Below are 24,513 nucleotides of genomic sequence, written 5' to 3'. Positions count from 1 at the left end.
ATTTAAAAGCTGGCGATGACTTACTCTCACATGGCAAGTGCCACACTACCATCAGCGCTAAGAGGTTTCACTTCTGAGTTCGGGAAGGGATCAGGTGGTTCACTCTTGCTATTGTCGCCAGCAAACTGTTTTGGTTTTGGGTGGTCTTACGTTTTTTGCCACTTAGTACCGAAAGAGTTATTAACGGATTAGTTAATTGAGTCGTATTGTAACTAGTTTTGACACTAAATCAAGTTATGTATTGAATTTATCTTGAATACAACAACTGTTTGGGTGTTGTATAGTCAAGCCTCACGAGCAATTAGTATTGGTCAGCTTCACACGTCACCGTGCTTCCACACCCAACCTATCAACGTCCTAGTCTCGAACGGCTCTTTAGAGGAATAAATTCCTAGGGAAATCTTATCTTGAGGTAGGCTTCCCGCTTAGATGCTTTCAGCGGTTATCCCTTCCGAACATAGCTACCCGGCGATGCGACTGGCGTCACAACCGGTACACCAGAGGTTCGTCCACTCTGGTCCTCTCGTACTAGGAGCAGATCCTCTCAAATTTCCAGCGCCCACGGTAGATAGGGACCGAACTGTCTCACGACGTTCTAAACCCAGCTCGCGTACCTCTTTAAATGGCGAACAGCCATACCCTTGGGACCTGCTTCAGCCCCAGGATGAGATGAGCCGACATCGAGGTGCCAAACACCGCCGTCGATATGAACTCTTGGGCGGTATCAGCCTGTTATCCCCAGAGTACCTTTTATCCGTTGAGCGATGGCCCTTCCATACAGAACCACCGGATCACTAAGACCTACTTTCGTACCTGCTCGACTTGTGGGTCTCGCAGTTAAGCGCGCTTTTGCCTTTATACTCTACGCGTGATTTCCGACCACGCTGAGCGCACCTTCGTACTCCTCCGTTACTCTTTAGGAGGAGACCGCCCCAGTCAAACTACCCACCAGACATGGTCCTCGCCCCGGATTACGGGGCAGAGTTAGAACCTCAACATTACCAGGGTGGTATTTCAAGGACGGCTCCATTAGAACTAGCGTTCTAACTTCAAAGCCTCCCACCTATCCTACACAAGTAAGGTCAAAGTTCAATGTCAAGCTGCAGTAAAGGTTCACGGGGTCTTTCCGTCTAGCCGCGGGTACACTGCATCTTCACAGCGATTTCGATTTCACTGAGCCTCTGCTGGAGACAGCGCCGCCATCATTATGCCATTCGTGCAGGTCGGAACTTACCCGACAAGGAATTTCGCTACCTTAGGACCGTTATAGTTACGGCCGCCGTTTACTGGGGCTTCGATCAAGAGCTTCGCTTACGCTAACCCCATCAATTAACCTTCCAGCACCGGGCAGGCATCACACCCTATACGTCCACTTTCGTGTTTGCAGAGTGCTATGTTTTTAATAAACAGTTGCAGCGGCCTGGTTTCTGTGGCTGCCAACAGCTCAGGGAGCAAGTCCCATCACCGTCAGCAGCGTACCTTCTCCCGAAGTTACGGTACCATTTTGCCTAGTTCCTTCAGCAGAGTTCTCTCAAGCGCTTTGGTCTACTCGACCTGACCACCTGTGTCGGTTTCGGGTACGATTCCTGTGTAACTGAAGCTTAGAGACTTTTCCTGGAAGCATGGTATCAGCCACTTCACTGTACAAGTACAGCTTGCTATCAGCTCTCAGCATAGAGCACCCCGGATTTGCCTAAGATGCATGCCTACAGCCTTCCACCTGGACAACCAACGCCAGGCTGACTTAACCTTCTCCGTCCTCTCATCGCATTACACAGAAGTATTGGAATATTAACCAATTTCCCATCGACTACGCCTCTCGGCCTCGCCTTAGGGGTCGACTCACCCAGCCCCGATTAACGTTGGACTGGAACCCTTGGTCTTTCAGCGAACGGGTTTTTCACCCGTTTTGTCGTTACTCACGTCAGCATTCGCACTTCTGATACCTCCAGCATACTTCTCAATACACCTTCATCGGCTTACAGAACGCTCCCCTACCACGTATACTAAAGTATACATCCGCAGCTTCGGCACATAGTTTTAGCCCCGTTACATCTTCCGCGCAGGCCGACTCGACTAGTGAGCTATTACGCTTTCTTTAAAGGGTGGCTGCTTCTAAGCCAACCTCCTAGCTGTCTATGCCTTCCCACATCGTTTCCCACTTAACTATGATTTTGGGGCCTTAGCTGGCGGTCTGGATTGTTTTCCTCTTGACTACGGACGTTAGCACCCGCAGTCTGTCTCCCGGATAGTACTCATTGGTATTCGGAGTTTGCATCGGTTTGGTAAGTCGGGATGACCCCCTAGCCGAAACAGTGCTCTACCCCCAATGGTATTCGTCCGAGGCGCTACCTAAATAGCTTTCGGGGAGAACCAGCTATCACCAGGCTTGATTAGCCTTTCACCCCTATCCACAAGTCATCCCCTGGCTTTTCAACGACAGTGGGTTCGGTCCTCCAGTTAGTGTTACCCAACCTTCAACCTGCTCATGGATAGATCGCCTGGTTTCGGGTCTATACCCAGCAACTAAACGCCCTATTAAGACTCGATTTCTCTACGGCTCCCCTATGCGGTTAACCTTGCTACTGAATATAAGTCGCTGACCCATTATACAAAAGGTACGCAGTCACACCACGAAGGTGCTCCCACTGCTTGTATGCATGCGGTTTCAGGATCTATTTCACTCCCCTCACAGGGGTTCTTTTCGCCTTTCCCTCACGGTACTGGTTCACTATCGGTCAGTCAGGAGTATTTAGCCTTGGAGGATGGTCCCCCCATATTCAGACAAGGTTTCACGTGCCTCGCCCTACTCGTCATCATTATGTGTGCCCTTTCGTGTACGGGAATATCACCCTCTACGTTCGCACTTCCCAGAGCGTTCCACTAGAACACACATAACTTAATGGGCTGCTCCCCGTTCGCTCGCCGCTACTAAGGGAATCTCAATTGATTTCTTTTCCTAAGGGTACTGAGATGTTTCACTTCCCCTCGTTCGCTTCATAAGCCTATGTATTCAGCTTATGATACCCGCCTTTTAGCGGGTGGGTTCCCCCATTCAGAAATCTCCGGATCAAAGGATATTTGCCGCCTCCCCGGAGCTTTTCGCAGGCTATCACGTCTTTCATCGCCTCTGACTGCCAAGGCATCCACCACATGCACTTAATTACTTGACTATACAACCCCAAACAGTCGTTACACCTACAAGTGGGTGTAGCAACAGAATCAATGTAAACATTAATTCATACAGCTTGTTGTTTCGTGAACTTAATCACCGTACAGCTTCAATCTAAATTCATATACCAAAACGCTTGATTCAGTGTTTTTGCTAGTTCTCATTTCATTCAACTTAAACATCGAAATGTTTAAATCAAAGAATGAGTGAACAATTTATTTCAGACTCAATTCTACTAATCTGTTAATGATTAACTACCACCTCGTCGGTGCGTAGTAAACTGTGATAAATCACAGAGATTAATAAACCAGTCAACTTGGACTGTATTCACTAAACTCTATAATCTATTTAGCTCAGAATTACTAAGTAATTCATGGTGGAGACTAGGAGAGTCGAACTCCTGACCTCCTGCGTGCAAAGCAGGCGCTCTACCAACTAAGCTAAGTCCCCAGCTTAAAATCATAATGAACGATATATCTCAATCTCAGCTTCAGCTATCAGATTTGGTGGGTCTGACAAGACTTGAACTTGTGACCCCACGCTTATCAAGCGTGTGCTCTAACCAACTGAGCTACAGACCCTCAGATACATCTTCGAAGAACAACTTGTTGTGGATTCTTACCGGTCACCAATCTTTCGTTAAGGAGGTGATCCAGCCGCAGGTTCCCCTACGGCTACCTTGTTACGACTTCACCCCAGTCATCGGCCACACCGTGGTAACCGCCCTCTTTGCAGTTAGGCTAGCTACTTCTGGTGCAACAAACTCCCATGGTGTGACGGGCGGTGTGTACAAGGCCCGGGAACGTATTCACCGCGGCATTCTGATCCGCGATTACTAGCGATTCCGACTTCATGGAGTCGAGTTGCAGACTCCAATCCGGACTACGATCGGCTTTTTGAGATTAGCATCCTATCGCTAGGTAGCAACCCTTTGTACCGACCATTGTAGCACGTGTGTAGCCCTGGCCGTAAGGGCCATGATGACTTGACGTCGTCCCCGCCTTCCTCCAGTTTGTCACTGGCAGTATCCTTAAAGTTCCCATCCGAAATGCTGGCAAGTAAGGAAAAGGGTTGCGCTCGTTGCGGGACTTAACCCAACATCTCACGACACGAGCTGACGACAGCCATGCAGCACCTGTATCTAGATTCCCGAAGGCACCAATCCATCTCTGGAAAGTTTCTAGTATGTCAAGGCCAGGTAAGGTTCTTCGCGTTGCATCGAATTAAACCACATGCTCCACCGCTTGTGCGGGCCCCCGTCAATTCATTTGAGTTTTAGTCTTGCGACCGTACTCCCCAGGCGGTCTACTTATCGCGTTAGCTGCGCCACTAAAGCCTCAAAGGCCCCAACGGCTAGTAGACATCGTTTACGGCATGGACTACCAGGGTATCTAATCCTGTTTGCTCCCCATGCTTTCGTACCTCAGCGTCAGTATTAGGCCAGATGGCTGCCTTCGCCATCGGTATTCCTCCAGATCTCTACGCATTTCACCGCTACACCTGGAATTCTACCATCCTCTCCCATACTCTAGCTTCCCAGTATCGAATGCAATTCCCAAGTTAAGCTCGGGGATTTCACATCCGACTTAAAAAGCCGCCTACGCACGCTTTACGCCCAGTAAATCCGATTAACGCTCGCACCCTCTGTATTACCGCGGCTGCTGGCACAGAGTTAGCCGGTGCTTATTCTGCGAGTAACGTCCACTCATCTTAGGTATTAACTAAGAGAGCCTCCTCCTCGCTTAAAGTGCTTTACAACCAAAAGGCCTTCTTCACACACGCGGCATGGCTGGATCAGGCTTGCGCCCATTGTCCAATATTCCCCACTGCTGCCTCCCGTAGGAGTCTGGGCCGTGTCTCAGTCCCAGTGTGGCGGATCATCCTCTCAGACCCGCTACAGATCGTCGCCTTGGTAGGCCTTTACCCCACCAACTAGCTAATCCGACTTAGGCTCATCATTTAGCGCAAGGTCCGAAGATCCCCTGCTTTCTCCCGTAGGACGTATGCGGTATTAGCATTCCTTTCGGAATGTTGTCCCCCACTAAATGGCAGATTCCTAAGCATTACTCACCCGTCCGCCGCTGGGTCAGTTACCGAAGCAACCTTCCCCGCTCGACTTGCATGTGTTAAGCCTGCCGCCAGCGTTCAATCTGAGCCATGATCAAACTCTTCAGTTTAAAATCATTAGTAGCTTATGGCTACAAATCTTGGCTCATCAATTACTGACTTAATATTTGCTCAAATAAACTTCGAGAAATTTAAACCAATTAATCAATGAAATATTTTCGATCGATCAACCAGTAAAAATCCACACAAGTTGTTCTTCTATTCTCTTAATGATCTCTTTATCGCCTCGTCAGCGATAAATAAAACGCAATAAATATTTAACAACTTAACCGTTAAAGCTAAGTTATTTTTGCTTCATTGCGTCGGGATGTGTGCATTATAGGAGATTTTTTTTAGTGTGCAAGCTTTTTTAAACCATTGTTTTATTGAATGTTCTTTTTTTACACACCAATATGTGTGCTATTTAAACAAATTCCTTATAACTATATAAATTTAAAGCAGAAATATTTTATTCATATTTCTGCTTTGCTTTTTACTTCTTGTTCTTTATCTGAACACTGATAATTTTAACGGGCTGTTTAGGCACATTTTGATGCATTCCGTAGTTACCAGTCGGAACACTCACGATCTTGTCAACAATATCCATGCCCTTAGTAACTTTACCAAAAACGGCGTAGCCTGCATCCATCGCTGATTTGTTTAAAAAGTTATTATCCGCCACATTAATGAAGAACTGACTGCTTGCAGAGTTTGGATCACTGGTCCGTGCCATGGCCAAAGTACCCCGGGTATTCTTTAAACCATTACTTGCTTCATTCACAATCGGCGCTTTCGTGCTTTTCTCAACCATGTTGGCTTCTAGGCCACCACCTTGCACCATGAAACCAGGAATCACGCGATGAAAGATTGTGCCTGTATAGAAGTTACTTTTTACGTAGCTTTCAAAGTTCTTTGCTGAAACAGGCGCCTTGTCATCAAATAGCTCAATTTCAATATTCCCCATACTGGTTTTCATATCAACCATGGTATTTGCAAATAAATGACCGCTTGCCAAAATTAAACTTGTTGTCATGAACAACTTTTTCATCATTGCTTTTCTCAGCTTGGAAATAGAGGTGTTGTGGATCTTCATCTTAATTTTGCAAAACTGTTTTTGCTATTTCTATTTGTTACCTGAAACAAAGCGCCGATGTTTCACGTGAAACATCGGCGCTCGGTAATTAACTCGATAATCAACTGTGTTTATCCCAGAACTTTCTAAAGTTCTTCGCTACCTCAATGGTATTACGCTTTGCCTTGCTTGAGACGGGGGTCAAATTGATAAAACCATGGGTTTGATCTGGATAATCGACATATTGGACTTTAACACCATTTTGTCTGAGTTTATGACTATAGATGGCACCTTCATCATGCAGCAGGTCATGACCAGCTGTAATCACATACGCGGGCGCAAGCTTTTTAAGGCTGCCATACGTTGGTGAAATTAATGGATCATCCAGAGCCACATTTTGCTGGGTTGCATAATAGTCTGTCACATAGTCCACATCTTTACTAGTGAGGACCAGACCTTCACCATACGCATAGAAGGAAGGATGTCTGCTTTTAAAGTCAACCACAGGATAAATCAGTAACTGTGCCTGTGGCGCATAAGATTTACCGACGGCGTGTTGAGCCACTACCGTACTGATATTTCCACCGGCACTGTCTCCGGCAACCGCAATACGGTTTTTATAGATTTTCAATTGACGGCGGTTTTGATACACCCATGCCAACGCATCTTCACATGATTTTATCAATAACTGCGGTGAAGCTTCAGGTGCCAGCGGATAATCAATACTTAAAACCTGTACTTTGGCATGCTTGGCAATCAGACGACAGGCTTCATCATGTGTATCCAGGCCGCCAACAACAAAGCCTCCCCCATGATAAAACACCAGCATCGGCAATTTTTTATTGGGTGCCGGATGATAATGTCTGGCGAACACCGTGCCGCTTTGGAGCGGTAAACGAATATCTTCAACCGATTCAATCGAAGTCGGTTTATTCAGAATCGCCAGCATTTGTGCATCAAACTGACGACGGGAGTCAATCGGATCATCACCGATAAAACCAATACGGCCTTGCTTGATCTGAACGGCCATCAAACACTTGGTAAATGCATCCAGATCTGGATATTGATGAGGATAGCCTAAAAGCTTGGCTAGAGATTCTTGTACAATTTTGGGCAGCTTGTCGAGCGCTCGTGCAGCAGGGCCTTGACCTTTATCTAACAGTGTTTGTATTTTTGGAGGTAATGCTGTCACTTGTTGTCCCCTTCTCTCGCTCTGTCCATCATTGTTGTTGTCTTCGACTATATGCTTTTCTAAAGTCTTAGATCAAGTTCAAGATTTGAAATAAGTCGTACGCTAAAGGGCTATTACTAAAAAGTCATTAACCAGAGTGCTTATTCACAGCTAGTTTTTATGTCAATTCAATGCTGTTTTAAGCGGTAATTGTCAAAACTATAAAACTAGAACCAATCAGTGAGCTCTAGTTTTATATCACTTTAACAGTGTCATTTTTATGAATAAGTCAACTTCGCGTTATGTATAGCAGTACATGAATAAGATTAAATGCGGCATCTGTTGTTCAATCTTATGCGAAGCCAACTTAACAATAAAAAATTATTGCGCGCCAGCGCCTGCTGAGCCTGATACTGAACCTGAAACGTCAGCTGAAGCACCACCTGGTTGAACATCAACTGATGAACCTGCTTCTACACCAACACCACCTTGTACGCCTGCTGGGCTAGCACTTGTTTGAGCTGAACCAGAAGCATCCAAACCAGCTTGAGACGAGCAACCTACAGCTGTTAATGCAACACCAGCTACAACTGCAGAAATCAATGCTAACTTTTTCATTTCGTATTTCCTTTCATTATGACAAAAAGCAAAGTTGTCTTTGCGATGCCTATCATTCACAATTTTTTTCACGGACGTGATGAGGATTAGTTGCAGTTTGTTATGTAAGCCGCATTGTTTTGCAATTTTTCTTAAATCAACTCTTTGCTTAATTCACGTATTCTCTCAACCATCACCAAACGCTAAGCATTTATCAATACAGCACTTTCATCGATTTTTGCTGGCATAGAAAATGAAAAAAGCCGTTATCTTATTTTTTTATAATTCATAGAAACACAGCACAACCGTCCTAAAAGATTACAATTAAGTAATTATGATTAAAAATAAATGTAGCAGATATAAAAAAACCGTGCATTTTCATCACGGTTTTCATTGATTAGCCCATAATTAAGGCCATTTCATCTCGCCTTTGACCACCTTGGCGCCAAGTTCCAGACTACTCGACTCACCCAACGCCGGATACTGCGTTTGCATCTTTTTCACCAGCTCAGCCGAGTTGTTTGTGCTTTTCACAGCTTTCTCATATTGCTTCAAATAATCAATCGAGAAGTTCACCGCATCCAGTCCTTCTGCCGCTCCTGCTTTCATATGCGCAGGGACCACGACTTTCGGGTTGAGGGCTTTAATATTTTCTAAAGCCTGAACCACTTCAGCACGATCTTTGACTGTCGGGGTATCTGCGGTCCACAAATGAATACCCGATGATACCGGAATACCACCAACGACAGCTTTCGCGCTCGGAATCCATAAATAAGTCAGTTCTTTTTTACCTTTAATCTCGATATCCTGATTTTCGAGTTTTAAAGTCTTCGCGCTATAGACTTGTGGCACAAAGATTTTACTTGGCGCATTGGCGCCCATTTTTGGACCCCAGTAGGCAACTTTCAACGCTTGTGTATCCTGAATATGTTTTACTGTTTCAGGAGTCGCAATGATCTGAACATTCGGGAAGTATTGTTTAAATACGTCTAAGCCAAAATAGAAATCTGGATCACCATAACTGACAAAAATGGTTTTTAAGGTCTTACCGCTATCCAAGATGTCGGCAGCAATCCGCAATGCCTCTGATTTAGAAAATTGCGCATTGACCAGTAAAACTTCTTTATCCCCTTCAATTAGAGTTGAAGTCACGCCAAAATGCTCAGGTTGAGCCAGAAAATTCTGGATTTTTAAATCTTGTGCAAATGCAGCAGATGTTGCGGCTAAAGCTGATAAAGCAAGGATGTAAGGTTTGGTATTCATCTTATCGTCTCCAATCTGATAAGGAACACTTTAAATTGCAATTATTGCTGAAGAAACACACTAAACTAAGATAAAATGTTGCATATCTTGCAACAATGATAATAAACATGGATACCTTAAAAGCCATTCAAGTCTTTGTCTGTATTGCGCAACAAGGCAATCTGAGTAAAGCAGCCGAGCATCTGGATTATTCCAAAGCCATGGTGTCCCGCTATCTGGAACATCTTGAGCAGACATTTTCAACCCGGTTATTTCAACGTAATACCCGTAAGGTGTCGCTTACCCCCGCTGGTGAAAAAGCGCTGGTGTATTGTGAGAATATTTTACAGCAACAACAGTTACTGGAAGGTTTGGCTGCGCCCGAGCAACATAACGGCACCATTCGTTTTACCTGTGGTCTGTTTCTGTTTCAGCTTGGTGTCAATGAATGTATTAAACAATTTAAAAAGCGCTATCCCCAGATCCATTTTGATGTGTATTTAACAGAGAATACTGTTGACCTCATCGATGCACATGTCGATCTGGCTTTGCGTATTACCCAAAAAGTCGCAGATGGATTAATTGCAAGACCGGTCTGCCAGATTGAATCGACCTTTTGCGCACATCCCCACTATTTACAAGACCACACTCCCCTGTCGCATCCCAGTCAGCTGATTCAACATGACTGTATTGCGCATCATACCCATAACCAGTACTGGACCTTGTTTGATACAGATCAGCAACCCCAGAACTATCCATTAAATGTTACGTTTAAAAGCAATGATGTGATTGCGCTTTATCAGATGTGTCTTAAAGCTGAAGGCATTGCCATGCTCCCGAGCTTACTGGTACGCAAGGACATCGCGCAGCAGCGTTTGCAACAGGTATTTACAGATTTTTCTGCACCTGACCTGACCTTGTCGCTGGTCTATGCGTCAAGGCAACATTTACCCAAAATCACCCAAGAATTTATTGCTTTTGTGATTGAAAACCTGAATTTTTACTTAAATCAGCAAAATTAAAAGATTTAAATTGACCTGAACGCTTGAATTTTGTCGGCTTGCCCATACTTCATCCCTATCAATGAATGACCAAGATGTGGCAGTTCGGGTTTAACCCTAAGAGCATTCACGCCAAAAGGACTGTACATGTTTAAGAACTTTTTTCAACGGAGATCATCAATGGCTAATGAGCACAATGAGCAAGCTCAAGACATTCAAAATGAGCAACAGACTGAACAAACTCAAGCTGAAGGTGTAGAGCAGGCAAACGAGCTTAGCGTTGAAGATTTACAAGCGCAAATCACCAAACTTGAAGAAAGCCTGAAATTAGAAAAAGCACGTACTGCCAATGCGGTTTATGAAGCGCAGAAAAGTGTAGAGCGTATTCAACGTGAATCTGAAAAGCATAAAGATACCGTGCTTGAGAAGTTTGCAAAAGAATTGCTCGATTCTGTCGATAACCTCGAGCGTGCAATTCAGGCAGCTGGCGAAGAAGAAACACCGGTACTTGAAGGCGTTAAGCTGACTTTGAAATCATTATTGACCACGCTTGAGAAGTTTGGCGTAGTCGAAGCAGACACCCAAAATGGTTTCAATGCAGATTTACACCAGGCGGTAGGGATTGATCCAAATGCCCAAGCCAACCAAATCGGCACTGTTTTACAGAAAGGCTATACCTTAAATGGTCGCCTACTCCGCCCAGCAATGGTGATGGTGGGCCAATAATCCCGATGGGCAGAGCATTTATTTGCTCAAAAATGCAGAAATTTGAGAGTTTTTTGATTTTTTTTCATAAAAATGCTTGAAAAAAACCGATTGACTCTCATATCGAATAACAAGCAAAAACATTGCAACAAAATTTTAGAGGAACACAATCAATGGCAAAAATTATTGGTATTGACTTAGGTACTACCAACTCATGTGTTGCTGTACTTGAAGGCGATAAAGTAAAAGTAATCGAAAACGCTGAAGGCGCACGTACCACTCCATCGATCATTGCCTATAAAGATGGCGAGATCTTGGTGGGTCAAAGCGCGAAACGTCAAGCGGTAACCAACCCGAAAAATACATTATTCGCGATCAAGCGTTTAATCGGTCGTCGTTATGAAGATCAAGCGGTACAAAAAGACATCGGTCTTGTACCTTACAAAATCATCAAAGCAGACAATGGCGATGCTTGGGTTGAAGTAAACGACAAAAAATTAGCACCTCAACAGATCTCTGCTGAAATCTTGAAAAAGATGAAGAAAACTGCAGAAGACTATTTAGGTGAAACAGTTACAGAAGCGGTTATTACTGTTCCTGCTTACTTTAACGATGCGCAACGTCAAGCAACTAAAGATGCGGGTAAAATCGCTGGTTTAGATGTTAAACGTATCATTAACGAACCAACTGCTGCGGCACTTGCGTTCGGTATGGACAAAAAAGAAGGCGACCGTAAAGTTGCAGTTTACGACTTAGGTGGTGGTACTTTTGACGTATCAATCATTGAAATCGCAGACCTTGATGGCGACCAACAAATCGAAGTGTTATCAACCAATGGTGATACTTTCCTTGGTGGTGAAGACTTTGATAACGCGTTAATTGAATTCCTGGTTGAAGAATTCAAGAAAGAACAAAGTGTGAACTTGAAAAATGATCCACTTGCGTTACAACGTTTGAAAGAAGCTGCTGAAAAAGCAAAAATCGAGCTTTCTTCATCAAATGCAACTGAAATCAACCTTCCATATATCACTGCCGATGCAACTGGTCCTAAACACTTAGTGATCAACGTAACTCGTGCAAAACTTGAAGGTTTGGTTGCTGATTTAGTTGCTCGTACGATTGAGCCTTGCCGTATCGCGCTTAAAGATGCAGGTCTTTCGACTTCTGACATCTCTGACGTAATCTTGGTTGGTGGTCAGTCTCGTATGCCACTTGTACAACAAAAAGTACAAGAATTCTTCGGTAAAGAGCCACGTAAAGACGTGAACCCTGACGAAGCAGTTGCGATTGGTGCAGCAATTCAAGGTGCAGTATTGTCTGGTGACAAAACTGACGTGCTTTTATTAGACGTAACACCATTAACTTTAGGTATCGAAACAATGGGCGGCGTATTGACTCCGATCATTGAGAAAAACACCACGATTCCTGCGAAGAAATCACAAGTGTTCTCTACCGCTGCTGATAACCAGCCTGCAGTAGACATTTCGGTTTACCAGGGTGAACGTAAAATGGCTCAACAAAACAAATTGTTGGGTAACTTCCAGTTAGGCGATATCCCACCTGCTCCACGTGGCGTACCGCAAATTGAAGTATCGTTCGACATCAACGCTGACGGTATCTTAAAAGTATCAGCGAAAGATAAGAGCACAGGTAAAGAGCAATCGATCCAGATTAAAGCAAACTCAGGTTTGTCTGATGCTGAAATCGAAGCAATGATCAAAGATGCTGAAGCGAATGCAGAAGAAGACCGTAAGTTTGAAGAACTTGCAAAAGCACGTAACGAAGCTGATGCATTAATTTCAAGCTCGAACAAAGCCGTGAAAGATCTTGGTGATAAAGTCACTGAAGATGAAAAAACAGCTGTAAGCACTGCCGTTTCTGAACTTGAAGCAGCAACTAAAGAAAATGATGTTGAAGAGATCAAAGCGAAAACTGAAGCTTTGCAAAACATCTTGATGCCAATTACACAACGTGCTTATGAACAAGCACAAGGTGCAGCTGGCGGCGCAGAAGGTTTTGATCCAAATGCATTCCAAGGTGGCGATGCGGGACAACAACAAAAAGCGGACGATGGCGTTGTAGATGCTGAGTTCACAGAAGTAAAAGATGACAAAAAATAATTTGTCTCTTTAAAAAAACCGCGCTTACGCGCGGTTTTTTTATTTTAAATATCTGCTGTTTGAGCCAAATCATAGGCATGCACGTGCTATCAACCGCTTATTTCCCCCCTTCCGCAAACGCTTGCAACAAGTTAAGGAACTGTATTCTTTTTATGTATAATTCAGGCAATTAAAAAATCTTTCAGCACTAAAAATGAAAAATGATCCTATCCTTAGCAAAGCCAAATTTAGACTGTTATTGATTGCTTCACTGCTTTGTATTGGTTTAAGCATAATTCTGGATGCCTATGATCAACGCTCTATTACAGTAGCGGAATTGCTGGCAACCGAACCCCAAAACTGGGAAATTCTGCTTTCAGGCCTAGCCGCTATTATTGCCGTGATCATGTTAGCGGGTTTATTTTTCTTTAAACCATGGGCAAGAACCTTATATCTGTATAGCTATTTCCCCTTGTTACTGCTTTATCTATTACCCGGTTTTTCCTGGACATTCATATCGGGTCTGGGTGCTATTTTTTATGAAATGGGCAATATTTTTGCGACACTGATCTGGGGAATTCTCCTGCTCCCGAGCCTGTATCAGTCTTTATTCTGCACACCTAAACAATGAAGCATCTCCTCGTTGTTACATTGGCAATGTTTCTGTTCTGGTCGGGTTATCAAACCTACCAACACCCGCAGCTTAAATTTAACTCACTGACCGATCGTATCAGCAAACCCTTTGATACACGGCTTCGCTATCGTATTGCTGAGGTGGATCCACGTTTTAAGCTCAGCCTTGAGCAAGTGCAGGCGATCAGTGAGCAAGCCGCACAGATCTGGAAAGACGGTACAGGACAGGATTATCTGGTTTATGATCCAAAGGCCCAGCTGGCAATACATCTCATTTATGATGAACGTCAAATCGAGAGTGAACAACGTCGGGAACATTTAAGCCAGCTTGAATCCAATCAGCAACGCTGGCAAGAGAAAAAGAAATCCTTAGATCAGATTGAACAGGAAATTCTTCAAAGCCGGCAATTTTTAGGCTTAAAACAGCAACAATTAAATCAGCAAATCCAGGCCTATCAGCAAGCACAGCAACAGGCTCGGCAAAATCCGGCGGTATTCGCCAATCCAGCTGATCTTCAACAGCGACAACAGGCGTTGCAGCAAAATGTACAGTCGCTTAAACAGGAAATTGACCAGTACAATCAGAAGATTCAACAGCTCAATCAGCAAATAGATGAGCTTAATGCACTGGACCAGCAATTGAATGCATCCGTTGACCAATATAAACAACGTTTTAAGCCACATTTATTCCATAAAGGCCTATTTAATGGCAAACAGATTCTGATTTATGAATTTGAATCTGAGGATGATCTACGTTTAACGCTAGCGCATGAATTCGGCCATGCCTTAGGCCTACAACATACTGATGATCCACATGCATTGATGCATCCGATTATGAAAGATCAGGATAGGGCGCATTTTCGCCTTACTGAAGCAGATTTAAACCTGTTAAAGACCAGATAAGTAGAGAAAATAAAAACCTTCCAGAATGAGCGATCATTCACATTTTGCTCAAAATACGCCTAGACATTAAATGTCACAAAGCAGCAATTTTTTATCAAAAATTAGAAAAAATTGCCAATTTATCAATATTTTACAAAAGGTAACAATCAAGCCTTTTATCGCTATTTATACAGCTGTTCCGTGCTTAATAAATTTAATCTTTTGATTCTCTTGGTATTATGAACAAAAAACAGACAAGTTGCTGATTTTACGATTGTGTAAATTATTCGATTTATTTTTTTATTTATTAGAAAAAAATCACACTTTTTAGTTTTATTTATTAAATAGATAGCGTTTTGACCTGAATCCAATACTGCTCAAAAATAAGCCTTATTTAGGGGAGTTTGGCTTATGCGTATTATGAATATGGCGATGCTTGCAGTATATTTCTGTACGCTCTCCCCTCACCTTAGCTATGCCCAGACCAATATCAATCCGGTTAATCCGCATCAGCATCAAACCATCAAAAAAACACTGCATTATCGTATTGCGGATATTGATCCACGCTTTCATTTAAGTCAGCAACAAGTGCTTGAACTGACGCAGCAAGCAGCCAAAATCTGGGAACATGAAACAGGCCAGCAAAATTTTATCTATGATCCAGAGGCGGAATTTAGTATCAATCTGGTTTTTGATGAACGCCAACAACGCAGTACAGATCGCGTGCAGAGCCTGCAACAACTGCAGCAAGACCAGCAACAATGGCATAAACAGAATCAACAATTACAGCAGGTCAAGGCGGATATTCAGCAAAATTCGGCCTTGATTGCTCATAAACAGGCACAACTTAACGCACAATTTCAGCAATATAATCAGGATGTGCAGCGCTTTAACCAGCAGCGCTCTTCCTCAAAAGTTCTGGCAGATCAACTGGCTCAACGTCAAACTGCCTTACAGCAGCAAGCTTTAGCTTTGCAACAGGACATTCAGCGACATAATCAACGTAGCCGACAACTTAATCAGGACATTCAGGCTTTAAATCAAGGCAATCAGCAACTGGTGGCTTCTGCCAATCAGTTTAATCAGATCTTTCAGCCCCGTCTGTTTCACAAAGGCCATTTTGATGGCAAACACATCATGATTTATGAATTTTCATCCACATATGACCTACGCTTAACGCTGGCGCATGAGTTTGGGCATGCCTTAGGTTTTGCCCATACCGATGATCCAAGCTCTTTGATGTACCCGATTATTCAACAACAGAACCTGCAAAAGTTCGCATTAACCGATTCTGATAAAGACCTGGTGAAAGCCATGTATTAATTATTCCCCCCAATTTGGTAACGATTGAGGAACCACTAGACTCATTGTCTACTTTTCAATCAGTTAAATTTTGGCTTTTATATGAAAAATAAAATAATTTTTCATCCTTTATTTTATGTCTTGCCAAGTTTAGAAACGCTTTTTAGACTCGCACACATGAAAAAAGAATAAAAATTAAACACCTGTTCTGATTTTATTTTTTATTCACTTTAGCTGCAAACTTGCTTTATTCCACCATATTTTACTTACTTTTTTCTACATATGTATTTTTATTCATTTTCTAGAAATATCTCCCCAAATTCTCACCCTTCACTCAATTGATGCATTTGACTCCCTGTTTAAACTGATTAAAATGCGACCTTTTTCAAGCTTTATCTCCCTTTATGCGTTGTTTTTCTCATTTATTGGCTACATGTGTGTTCATGCTGGTCCCAGCGCCAGCTTTTGCCCAAATTTCCTCAAACGCCCCTCAAACACAAATCCGTTATAGCAGCGAGCACCCTCTACGCTACCGGATTGCCGATCTGGATCCACGTCTCAATATCACGCAACCACAAATGATTGAGTTAAGCCAACAGGCAGCTGCCATATGGGCAAAAGATACCGGACAACAGTATTTTGTCTATGATCCAGAAGCAGAGTTTGTCATTCATTTGGTATTTGATCAGCGTCAAATGCGCAGCATGAAACGCTCGGAAAATCTGAACCAGCTTGAGCAGGAACAACAGTATTGGTTAGCGCAAAATCAGCAATTACAGCGTCTAAAACAAAGCGTCGCTGACTCCAGGACTCGACTCGAATTACAAACGATTGAATATCAAAATAATCAGCAAAAGTATCAGCAGGCCCTGCAAAATCTGAAAGCCTCCGCTCAAAATCAAAAGCAAGTTGCGCGACTGCAGCAACAACAACACACCCTGCAACAGCAAGCGAGCGATTTACAGACCAAAATTGCTGAACATAATCAGCTGGTCCAACAATTCAATATGCAAACAGAGCAGTCGAAACAGCTCTATCAACAATTAACTGAATCAGTAGCGGCATTTAATCAAACCTTTAAACCTCAGGTCCTGCATAAAGGTCAGTTTCACGGTCAACAGATTTTTATTTATGAATTTTCATCCATGGACGATTTACGCCTAACACTCGCGCATGAATTTGGGCATGCTTTAGGCCTAAAACATACTCAAGATCCGAAATCCTTAATGTATCCACGCATTAAAGAGCAGAATGCAAAAGATTTTCAGCTGACGGATACCGATCTGGAATTATTGGGTTTTTCTCGAGCGCCTTAATCCCTATAAAATATAGGTGTTTTATTGATTATCGCTTGCTTAGTAACAAGAATGGGTCGATTCTTTGGATTTATTCATGTTATTGTGGATGAAAACATCATATTTATCTTAATGGAGATCGGCATGAGTTATTATCATATCTTAATTGAAGTGAACGACCACATCAGTACGATTGAGCAGACTCGTGATATCGAATTCTTGAATATTGAAGATATTAGCCCCTTTCTCCATTCCATTTTGATTCCCTATTTCAACGAGCAAGAAGTTGAGCTGGAAGATGAAAATGTCGCCTATGACGAGATTTTACATCTGGAAGTCAAACAGACCTTATTACCCATCGAACATCTGGTAGAAGAAGAACAGAAGCAACTCCCGAGTGATACGGATGTGACTATTACTGCTTATGAAATTTTTAATGACCGTGATTTAAGTCAGGATGTAACTGCAGTGATTTTCGATATTTTAGAAGCCGTTAAACTCGATCCTGCCCCTTAATATAAAAAAGGTCTGCATATAGCAGACCTTTTTTTAATGCATCAATTATTGCATCATTTGTTTGGCTTGTTCCTGACGGAAAGCACGTAAAATCTGCTGCCCTGCACGTCCGGTTGGATTTAAGCCTAAACGGGTTTGCTCCTGGCGAATAGCCTGACGGCTTTTATCACCAATCAGTCCATCCACAGTCCCAATATCATAACCGCGTTGTACTAAAAACTGTTGAATTTCACGACGTTCCGCACGTGAAGTACCCGGATCATCGGTTGGCCATGAAGTTAAGAATGGTGTACCACCACGTAAACGATCAGATAGATGAGCAATGGCTAAACCATAGCTTTCAGCGGCGTTATAGCTATAAATCGCATCAAAGTTCTTAAATACCAAGAACACGGGACCATTGGCGCCCGCTGGAGAAATCAGTCCTGCCGGGGTGCTGCCGGATAAATTACCTTGAATCAATGCGGTACCGTCGGCCCGGGTCACACCTTGGGCAATCCAGCTATTTAATGGCTTTTTATTACGGCGACTTTCACCTGAAATCGACATGCCTTGCGGGATTTTGACTTCAAAGCCCCATGGCATACCGGTTTGCCACCCTGCCCGTTTTAAGAAGTTTGCTGTTGAAGCCAAAGCATCCGTGGTACTAGAAACCAGATCACGACGGCCATCACCATCAAAATCAACCGCTAAACGTTCATAAGTCGATGGCATAAACTGGGTATGACCAAAAGCCCCAGCCCATGAACCGTATAGCTGATCCTGAGTTAAATCACCGCGCTGTAAAATACGCATGGTGGCAAAAAACTCGCCACGGAAATAACTTTGACGGCGACCTTCACAACTTAATGTTCCTAAAGCCTGTAATAAAGGATATTTACCGGAAATATCACCATAATTACTTTCCACTCCCCACACGGCCACAACCGTTTCCGCAGGGACACCATAGGCCTGCTCGACACGGTTCAATACTGCACGGTGCTGATTTAATTTTTGCTGCCCTGCCTGAACGCGCTCGTTATCCACAAGGCCAGACAAATAATCCCAGATTGGTGTCGAAAATTCAGGCTGATAATTTAATTTATCAATCACGGAATAATCCGGGGTTAAATTTTGGGTATAGCGATCATAGGTCGAACCAGAAACACCTGATGCGATGGCCTGCGAACGCAAATTGGCAATACAGCCCTGAAAATTAGAATTGGGCGTATAATTGCTGGTGACCGCTGCGGTCGTAGCTGGTGTAGAAACGGCTGCACCATTAATCACCAGCTCGGCATGCGCCTGATTGAAAAAAGTAAATAAGGCAGTGCCTAGAAAAAAAGAAAAATGACGTTTCATGACTGAACCAAAACTTTTGAATTTAAATTTCCTCTCCACCTTAACACGCTATATGAAGATGTATAGTTTGGAAACGTAACTTTGAATTCATTTCTCGGTTTTTAAATTTAAAACCCTGCTTTTAAATTCATAATTCAGGCTTTATTTTAAATTTAAAAGTTATCAACAAGTCTAATTTAAATTCAAAAATACCATACTGGATAACTTGAGCATTTAAATTTAAAAAACTTATCCACTTTTAAATTCATTTCTTCGATTTAAACAGTACATGATGCGAACAAAACACCCAGAAGATGCTAAGCTTATATTTTTCAGCTTGTTATTCCAGGTAAAATAGATATCCACACCCCATGATTTAAATTTAAAAACCTACTCTGGCCTTAACTTTTAAATTTAAAACAGGCGCTCTTTTTTGAATTTAAAATGCAGAACAACTTATCCACTGCATATTTAAATTCAAATTACCCCCATATTTTTAAATTCAAAATACCGAAAACAAGTTATCCACAACAGCTCAATTTTATTATTTTAAATTTAAAAACAGCACAGAATGAAAAAAGCGATCCGAAGATCGCTTTTTTGAGCTATTGTGGATAAGTTTAGAGGGTCATATCTGCTGATAATGCCAATGGTACAGGTAAAATTTGTGCCAATTGGCGGCATAAAGCGGTTAAATCATCCGAATTATTCGGCATCAAGGTAATATGTCCCAGCTTACGACCTGTACGCTCAGACTTATTATAGAGATGTAAATGCGCACCGTTCAGGGCCAAAACATCTTCAGATTTTGGATGTTGGCCAATAATATTGATCATCACCGTTGGACGTATCACTTCCGTTGAGCCCAAAGGTAAACCGGCAACCGCACGAATATGGTTCTCAAATTGCGAGCAAATCGCACCTTCAATCGACCAGTGACCTGAATTATGTACACGACATGCCATTTCATTGGCATAGAGACCTTGCTCGGTTACAAACAATTCAAGTGTAAGCACGCCGACATAATTCAAGTGGTTTAACAAACGGGTAATATAATCTTGTGCCACAGGCTGTAAATCGACGCTATTTGGCGCTGGTACAATCGAATGGGACAAGATGCCGTTATGATGATGGTTTTCTGCCAGCGCCCAGGTTTTCACATCGCCGTTTTGTCCACGCACCGCAATAATCGAGACTTCACGACTGAATTTAACAAAGCTTTCAGCGATCAGGCTTTTTGCAGGACCAAGTTCAGCCCAAGCCGTGTCGATCTGATCTTCAGTACGTAATACGAACTGACCTTTACCATCATAGCCACCTGTCACGGTTTTTAAGACTATCGGTAAGCCAAGATCAGCAACCGCCTGTTTTAAGCTCTCTAAGCTCTCCACAGCACGATACGGCGCAACAGGAATGTTGAGCTCATCAAACAAACTTTTCTCAGCCAAACGGTTTTGTGCAGTCGCTAACGCAAGGCGAGGCGGGTGCAGGGTTTTGCTTTGAGTTAAAACATCCACATCCGCTACAGGCGTATTTTCAAATTCAAGACTAAATACATCCGCACTGGCAATGAAATCTTGCAAGCCTTGCGGATTTTGGCTAGAAAATACCGGACCTAAAATTGCAGCAGGGCAATCCGTTTCTGTCTCAAAGAAGGTGCATTGAATATTCAGTGGCAATGCCGCTTGCGCCATCATACGTCCAAGCTGTCCGCCACCAAAAATACCGATGGTTTTATGCATGACCAGCTCCGTTATACTTGACCAGGAATGTTATTGCTCGATACTTTTTCTGTTTGTGCCGTACGGAAATCCGCTACATTTTTAGCGATGTCTGGACGGGTTAAGCCTAAAATCTGCGCTGCCATAATCGCTGCATTAGTCGCACCAGCCTGACCAATCGCCAAAGTACCTACCGCAATACCTGCTGGCATTTGCACGATTGAAAGCAATGAATCTACACCATTTAAAATCGATGATTTAACCGGTACGCCCAGTACAGGTAAATCAGTTTTAGCCGCACACATCCCCGGTAAATGTGCCGCACCACCAGCGCCTGCAATAATCACCTGAATACCACGATCACGAGCTGTTTCAGCATATTCAAATAAACGGTCCGGGGTGCGATGCGCAGAAACCACTTCAGCTTCAAAAGGAACACCCAACTGTTTGAGCATGTTAGCGGTATGTTCAAGGGTTGCCCAATCTGATTGAGAACCCATGATAATTCCGACTAAAGGTTGGCTATCTGTTGCGACCGCATTCATTGGCTTTTCCAAAACATGATAAAAATAGAGAAGTATCTCGACTTACGCCAAGCACGAAGGAATAAATTGGCAAATATTATAGCGGTTTTTTCAAGCATCCCCAACAAAAGAACGCGTGAACTGCTTCACGAAGATTAGCTCTGGTTTCGAAATACAAAATAGACACACCCCATTAAACACAGCATTGCCCAGATATAGTCCAGCTTAAACGGCTGTTTAAAGACAAAAATCATAAAGGGCACAAACACCATTAATGTCACCACTTCCTGGGTAATCTTCATTTCCCCCAGACTCCAGCCATGCTGGTTGAGCAACTTGGTGGCAGGAATCATAAAACTGTATTCCAGCAGGGCAATACACCAGCTAAACAGGATCGCTTGCCAGATCGGCGCATCATGCAGGATTTTCAGATGTCCATACCATGCCAAGGTCATAAAACAGTTGGAAATAATCAACAAACATAACGCTAAAAGAGTAGGGCTCAACATAATGTGCTGGTATCCAGATCAAGGGTGAATCGCAAAGAAGATATGCTTGTAAAAACCCTCAAATTTTAGCATTCATCTGCATAATTAGAACTAAACAACAACAACGAATTTTGACTATCTTTTCCATGCAAGCCTTGCTATCGTTGCGTTTGATTTTTATTGATAACGACAATCATACATACGATATCAGTGCTGTATGAAGAGCAGTGGAGAAGGCGCGTTATGCATCTGCATATTTTGGGTATTTGTGGCACATTTATGGGGTCTTTGGCTCTATTAGCACGAGATTTAGGACATAAAGTCACAGGTTCAGATGCCAATGTTTATCCACCTATGTCAACTCAACTCGAAAATGCGGGTATTGAACTGATGCAGGGCTATGACCGTAGCCATTTACAGCCGCATCCTGATCTGGTGATTGTCGGCAATGCCATGAAACGCGGCATTGATGCGATTGAATATATGCTGAATGAAGGCCTTCCTTATATTTCTGGCCCACAATTTCTGGCAGATCATGTGCTGCAAGGCAAACACGTACTCGGTGTCGCAGGTACACATGGTAAAACCACTACCACCACCATGCTGGCCTGGGTGCTGGATCAGGCGGGTTTAAATCCAGGTTTCTTGATCGGCGGCGTACCACTTGGTTTTAGTGAAAGTGCACGTTTAGGTGGTGGTCAATATTTCTGTGTCGAAGCGGATGAATATGATTCTGCATTCTTCGATAAGCGTTCTAAGTTCGTTCATTATCATCCTAAAACCGCGATTTTAAACAACCTTGAATTTGACCACGCCGACATTTTCGATGATCTTGCTGCGATTCAAAAACAGTTCCATCATTTAGTCCGTACCATTCCAAGTGAAGGCCGTATTATTGCGCCCATTACTGAAACCAATATTGATGAAGTCTTAGAGCAGGGTTGCTGGACACCAGTGATTCGTACCAGTCTAGAGCCAAATGCGCAAGCCGCGTTATCTGCCGAATTGATCAGTGCGGATGGTAGCCACTTTAAAGTGCTTGAACACGGCAACGTGGTCGGTGAAGTGAAATGGAACATGACCGGGCAACATAGCGTTGCCAATGCCTTAGCGACCATTGCTGCTGCACAACACGTGGGTGTTCGCCTTGAACAGGCATGTGAAGCCTTATCCAACTTCGGTGGGGTAAAACGCCGTATGGAGCTGTTAGGGACAGTGCGTGGCATCGAAGTCTATGATGACTTTGCCCATCACCCAACTGCCATTGAAACCACACTGGACGGCGCGCGTAAACGTCTAGGTGAACGTAAGCTATGGGCGATCATTGAACCACGTTCAAATACCATGCGTATGGGCAGCCATAAAGATGGTTTGGCACATTCAGCCCGTTTAGCGGATGAAGTGATCTGGTATCAACCTGAAGGTCTGGATTGGGATTTGCAACCTGTGATTGCAGCATCAGCAAACAAAGCAGAAGTCAGCCGCTCGCTCGATGACATCATTGCCCGTGTGGTGAATGAAGCAGGTGAGGGGGATGCTGTGGTGATCATGTCCAATGGCGGTTTTGGTGGTTTACACCAAAAGTTGATTACAGCTTTGTCATAATCAAAGTCAGCACTTTCTGAAAAACTATTGTCTTAACGGAGTCTTGCAAGTTCTTATCTAATTTCTGGATCAGCCTGCGGCTCGCCCTACTTTTCTTTCGGGAAAAGTAGGCAAAACCATTGTCATCTGCAAAACCTGTCCTCTTCTTGCATTTATCAACATATATCGCAGAAACAGCCTCTCATTTAAACCACGCAGGTTGCAGATGACGTTTCCGCGTATCGTATTTCTTCAAAATTATGTTCATTCAGATCGTGACAAGCAACATCCCTGTCGAATAAACATATGTACACATGCATTTTAAATTGCCATCAACTCAGTTTATTCACCAATTTTAACGGCAAAATCTTCATTGCTATGCCCATTGGCAACCATGGCCACTGTGGCACATACGCCTTCACTGGCTCCTTCTCAATGGCTTTCACCAAAGCCTTGCTTCCTGTCTTCTCATCCACTTCAAACGGCAGTTTCTTGGCGCCTTCATTCAATTCAGTGCGAATATAACCTGGGAAAATCGTCGACACTTTAATGGGTGTACCCAGCAATTCCGCACGGATTCCCTCAGCCAAATGCGCCACCGCTGCTTTACTGGCCGCATAGGTCGATAAATGCTTCGGTAAACCACGCATGGCACTCATCGAAGAAATCACCACCAAATGACCTTGGTTTTGCGCTCTAAAGATTTCAACCGCGGCTTCACATTGCGCCAGAGCAGAAATAAAGTTAGTCTCCGCCGTCGCCCGATTCACCTCAAAATGTCCTTTCCCAATACGGCGACCATCACCTACACCTGCATTGATAATAATGCGGTCAATACTGCCAAATTCTTGCTGAAAGGCTTTAAATACGGTAAACACATCATCGTAATGAGTCACATCCAGGGTCTTGATCTTGACCTGAACGGAAAACTGGCTTTGCAACTCCTGTTGTAACGTTTCCAGACGCTCTAAACGTCGTGCACAAAGCGCTAGATTGTAGCCTTTGGCGGCAAATTCACGCGCCATACCTGCGCCTAAACCCGAACTTGCACCTGTAATTAAAATTGTCTTTGCCATTTCCGTC

General features: G+C 43.4%; 18 protein-coding genes, 2 tRNA genes and 3 rRNA genes. 9 read left to right on the top strand and 14 right to left on the bottom strand.

The genetic code is table 11. The annotated features are described in order from the left end of the window. Positions 1 to 7: 7 nt before the first annotated feature. From rrf to J699_RS00700, 9 genes are all read right to left on the bottom strand, one after another. A 5S ribosomal RNA gene (gene rrf, locus J699_RS00660) occupies positions 8 to 122 on the bottom strand. A 158-nt stretch (positions 123 to 280) separates the two neighbouring features. Further along, positions 281 to 3,173, bottom strand: a 23S ribosomal RNA gene (locus tag J699_RS00665). A 373-nt stretch (positions 3,174 to 3,546) separates the two neighbouring features. Further along, positions 3,547 to 3,622: transfer RNA gene (locus tag J699_RS00670), tRNA-Ala, on the bottom strand. Positions 3,623 to 3,676: 54 nt separating this feature from the next. Continuing rightward, positions 3,677 to 3,753: transfer RNA gene (locus J699_RS00675), tRNA-Ile, on the bottom strand. A gap of 59 nt (positions 3,754 to 3,812) precedes the next feature. Beyond that, positions 3,813 to 5,349, bottom strand: a 16S ribosomal RNA gene (locus J699_RS00680). The 16S, 23S and 5S rRNA genes sit together here with 2 tRNA genes alongside, the layout of an rRNA operon. A 422-nt stretch (positions 5,350 to 5,771) precedes the next feature. After that, on the bottom strand, positions 5,772 to 6,329 hold the full coding sequence (locus J699_RS00685; RefSeq protein WP_005228214.1) for a peptidylprolyl isomerase: 558 nt from the start codon (positions 6,327 to 6,329) through the stop codon (positions 5,772 to 5,774). A gap of 142 nt (positions 6,330 to 6,471) precedes the next feature. Beyond that, a complete protein-coding gene (locus tag J699_RS00690; protein ID WP_032871448.1) occupies positions 6,472 to 7,542 on the bottom strand; it encodes an alpha/beta hydrolase in 1,071 nt (356 codons plus the stop codon). A gap of 360 nt (positions 7,543 to 7,902) precedes the next feature. Continuing rightward, a complete protein-coding gene (locus tag J699_RS00695) occupies positions 7,903 to 8,139 on the bottom strand; it encodes a hypothetical protein (RefSeq protein ID WP_005281513.1) in 237 nt (78 codons plus the stop codon). 387 nt (positions 8,140 to 8,526) lie between these two features. After that, positions 8,527 to 9,381, bottom strand: coding sequence for an MBL fold metallo-hydrolase (locus J699_RS00700; RefSeq protein WP_032871446.1), 855 nt, complete (start codon positions 9,379 to 9,381; stop codon positions 8,527 to 8,529). Positions 9,382 to 9,488: 107 nt separating this feature from the next. Here J699_RS00700 and J699_RS00705 point away from each other — a divergent pair, with 107 nt between their 5' ends. From J699_RS00705 to J699_RS00740, 8 genes are all read left to right on the top strand, one after another. Then, positions 9,489 to 10,382: a LysR family transcriptional regulator gene (locus J699_RS00705; protein ID WP_005228206.1), complete on the top strand. Its 894-nt coding sequence runs from the start codon at positions 9,489 to 9,491 to the stop codon at positions 10,380 to 10,382. 159 nt (positions 10,383 to 10,541) lie between these two features. Continuing rightward, the gene (gene grpE, locus J699_RS00710) at positions 10,542 to 11,087 is read left to right on the top strand and encodes a nucleotide exchange factor GrpE (protein ID WP_005228204.1); all 546 of its coding nucleotides are present in this window, start codon (positions 10,542 to 10,544) and stop codon (positions 11,085 to 11,087) included. Positions 11,088 to 11,239: 152 nt separating this feature from the next. Continuing rightward, positions 11,240 to 13,186, top strand: a complete 1,947-nt coding sequence (gene dnaK / locus J699_RS00715) for a molecular chaperone DnaK (RefSeq protein ID WP_032871443.1) — start codon at positions 11,240 to 11,242, stop codon at positions 13,184 to 13,186. 193 nt (positions 13,187 to 13,379) lie between these two features. Continuing rightward, complete coding sequence (locus J699_RS00720) at positions 13,380 to 13,796, top strand: hypothetical protein (protein WP_032871441.1); 417 nt, start codon at positions 13,380 to 13,382, stop codon at positions 13,794 to 13,796. Continuing rightward, positions 13,793 to 14,701 (top strand): matrixin family metalloprotease, encoded by a 909-nt coding sequence (locus J699_RS00725; protein ID WP_032871439.1) that lies wholly within the window; start codon positions 13,793 to 13,795, stop codon positions 14,699 to 14,701. The genes J699_RS00720 and J699_RS00725 overlap by 4 nt, the downstream gene beginning before the upstream one ends. A gap of 390 nt (positions 14,702 to 15,091) precedes the next feature. After that, on the top strand, positions 15,092 to 16,003 hold the full coding sequence (locus tag J699_RS00730) for a matrixin family metalloprotease (protein ID WP_032871437.1): 912 nt from the start codon (positions 15,092 to 15,094) through the stop codon (positions 16,001 to 16,003). Positions 16,004 to 16,386: 383 nt separating this feature from the next. Continuing rightward, a complete protein-coding gene (locus J699_RS00735; RefSeq protein WP_032871434.1) occupies positions 16,387 to 17,298 on the top strand; it encodes a matrixin family metalloprotease in 912 nt (303 codons plus the stop codon). 111 nt (positions 17,299 to 17,409) lie between these two features. Then, the gene (locus tag J699_RS00740) at positions 17,410 to 17,793 is read left to right on the top strand and encodes a hypothetical protein (protein ID WP_165569325.1); all 384 of its coding nucleotides are present in this window, start codon (positions 17,410 to 17,412) and stop codon (positions 17,791 to 17,793) included. Positions 17,794 to 17,838: 45 nt separating this feature from the next. Here J699_RS00740 and J699_RS00745 read toward each other — a convergent pair whose 3' ends face one another. The 4 genes from J699_RS00745 to J699_RS00760 all read right to left on the bottom strand — a co-directional run bounded on the left by J699_RS00745 (position 17,839) and on the right by J699_RS00760 (position 21,867). After that, on the bottom strand, positions 17,839 to 19,134 hold the full coding sequence (locus tag J699_RS00745) for a lytic murein transglycosylase (protein WP_032871432.1): 1,296 nt from the start codon (positions 19,132 to 19,134) through the stop codon (positions 17,839 to 17,841). Between the two features lie 599 nt (positions 19,135 to 19,733). Then, positions 19,734 to 20,855, bottom strand: a complete 1,122-nt coding sequence (locus J699_RS00750) for a 5-(carboxyamino)imidazole ribonucleotide synthase (RefSeq protein ID WP_032871430.1) — start codon at positions 20,853 to 20,855, stop codon at positions 19,734 to 19,736. A gap of 11 nt (positions 20,856 to 20,866) precedes the next feature. Further along, the gene (gene purE / locus J699_RS00755) at positions 20,867 to 21,379 is read right to left on the bottom strand and encodes a 5-(carboxyamino)imidazole ribonucleotide mutase (RefSeq protein WP_004776464.1); all 513 of its coding nucleotides are present in this window, start codon (positions 21,377 to 21,379) and stop codon (positions 20,867 to 20,869) included. Positions 21,380 to 21,513: 134 nt separating this feature from the next. Next, positions 21,514 to 21,867 (bottom strand): DMT family protein, encoded by a 354-nt coding sequence (locus J699_RS00760; protein ID WP_005186310.1) that lies wholly within the window; start codon positions 21,865 to 21,867, stop codon positions 21,514 to 21,516. Between the two features lie 222 nt (positions 21,868 to 22,089). On the opposite strand from J699_RS00760, the gene mpl reads away from it, so the two are divergent. Next, the gene (gene mpl / locus J699_RS00765; RefSeq protein ID WP_032871428.1) at positions 22,090 to 23,451 is read left to right on the top strand and encodes a UDP-N-acetylmuramate:L-alanyl-gamma-D-glutamyl-meso-diaminopimelate ligase; all 1,362 of its coding nucleotides are present in this window, start codon (positions 22,090 to 22,092) and stop codon (positions 23,449 to 23,451) included. 311 nt (positions 23,452 to 23,762) lie between these two features. On the opposite strand, the gene J699_RS00770 is transcribed toward mpl, so the two are convergent. Next, positions 23,763 to 24,506 (bottom strand): SDR family oxidoreductase, encoded by a 744-nt coding sequence (locus J699_RS00770; RefSeq protein ID WP_032871426.1) that lies wholly within the window; start codon positions 24,504 to 24,506, stop codon positions 23,763 to 23,765. Positions 24,507 to 24,513: the final 7 nt, after the last annotated feature.

Source organism: Acinetobacter sp. 1000160, from assembly GCF_000588715.1.
Classification (GTDB): domain Bacteria; phylum Pseudomonadota; class Gammaproteobacteria; order Pseudomonadales; family Moraxellaceae; genus Acinetobacter; species Acinetobacter courvalinii.
The sequence above is the reverse complement of the archived record's forward strand: the minus strand, read 5'-3'. Positions and strand labels throughout refer to the sequence as shown.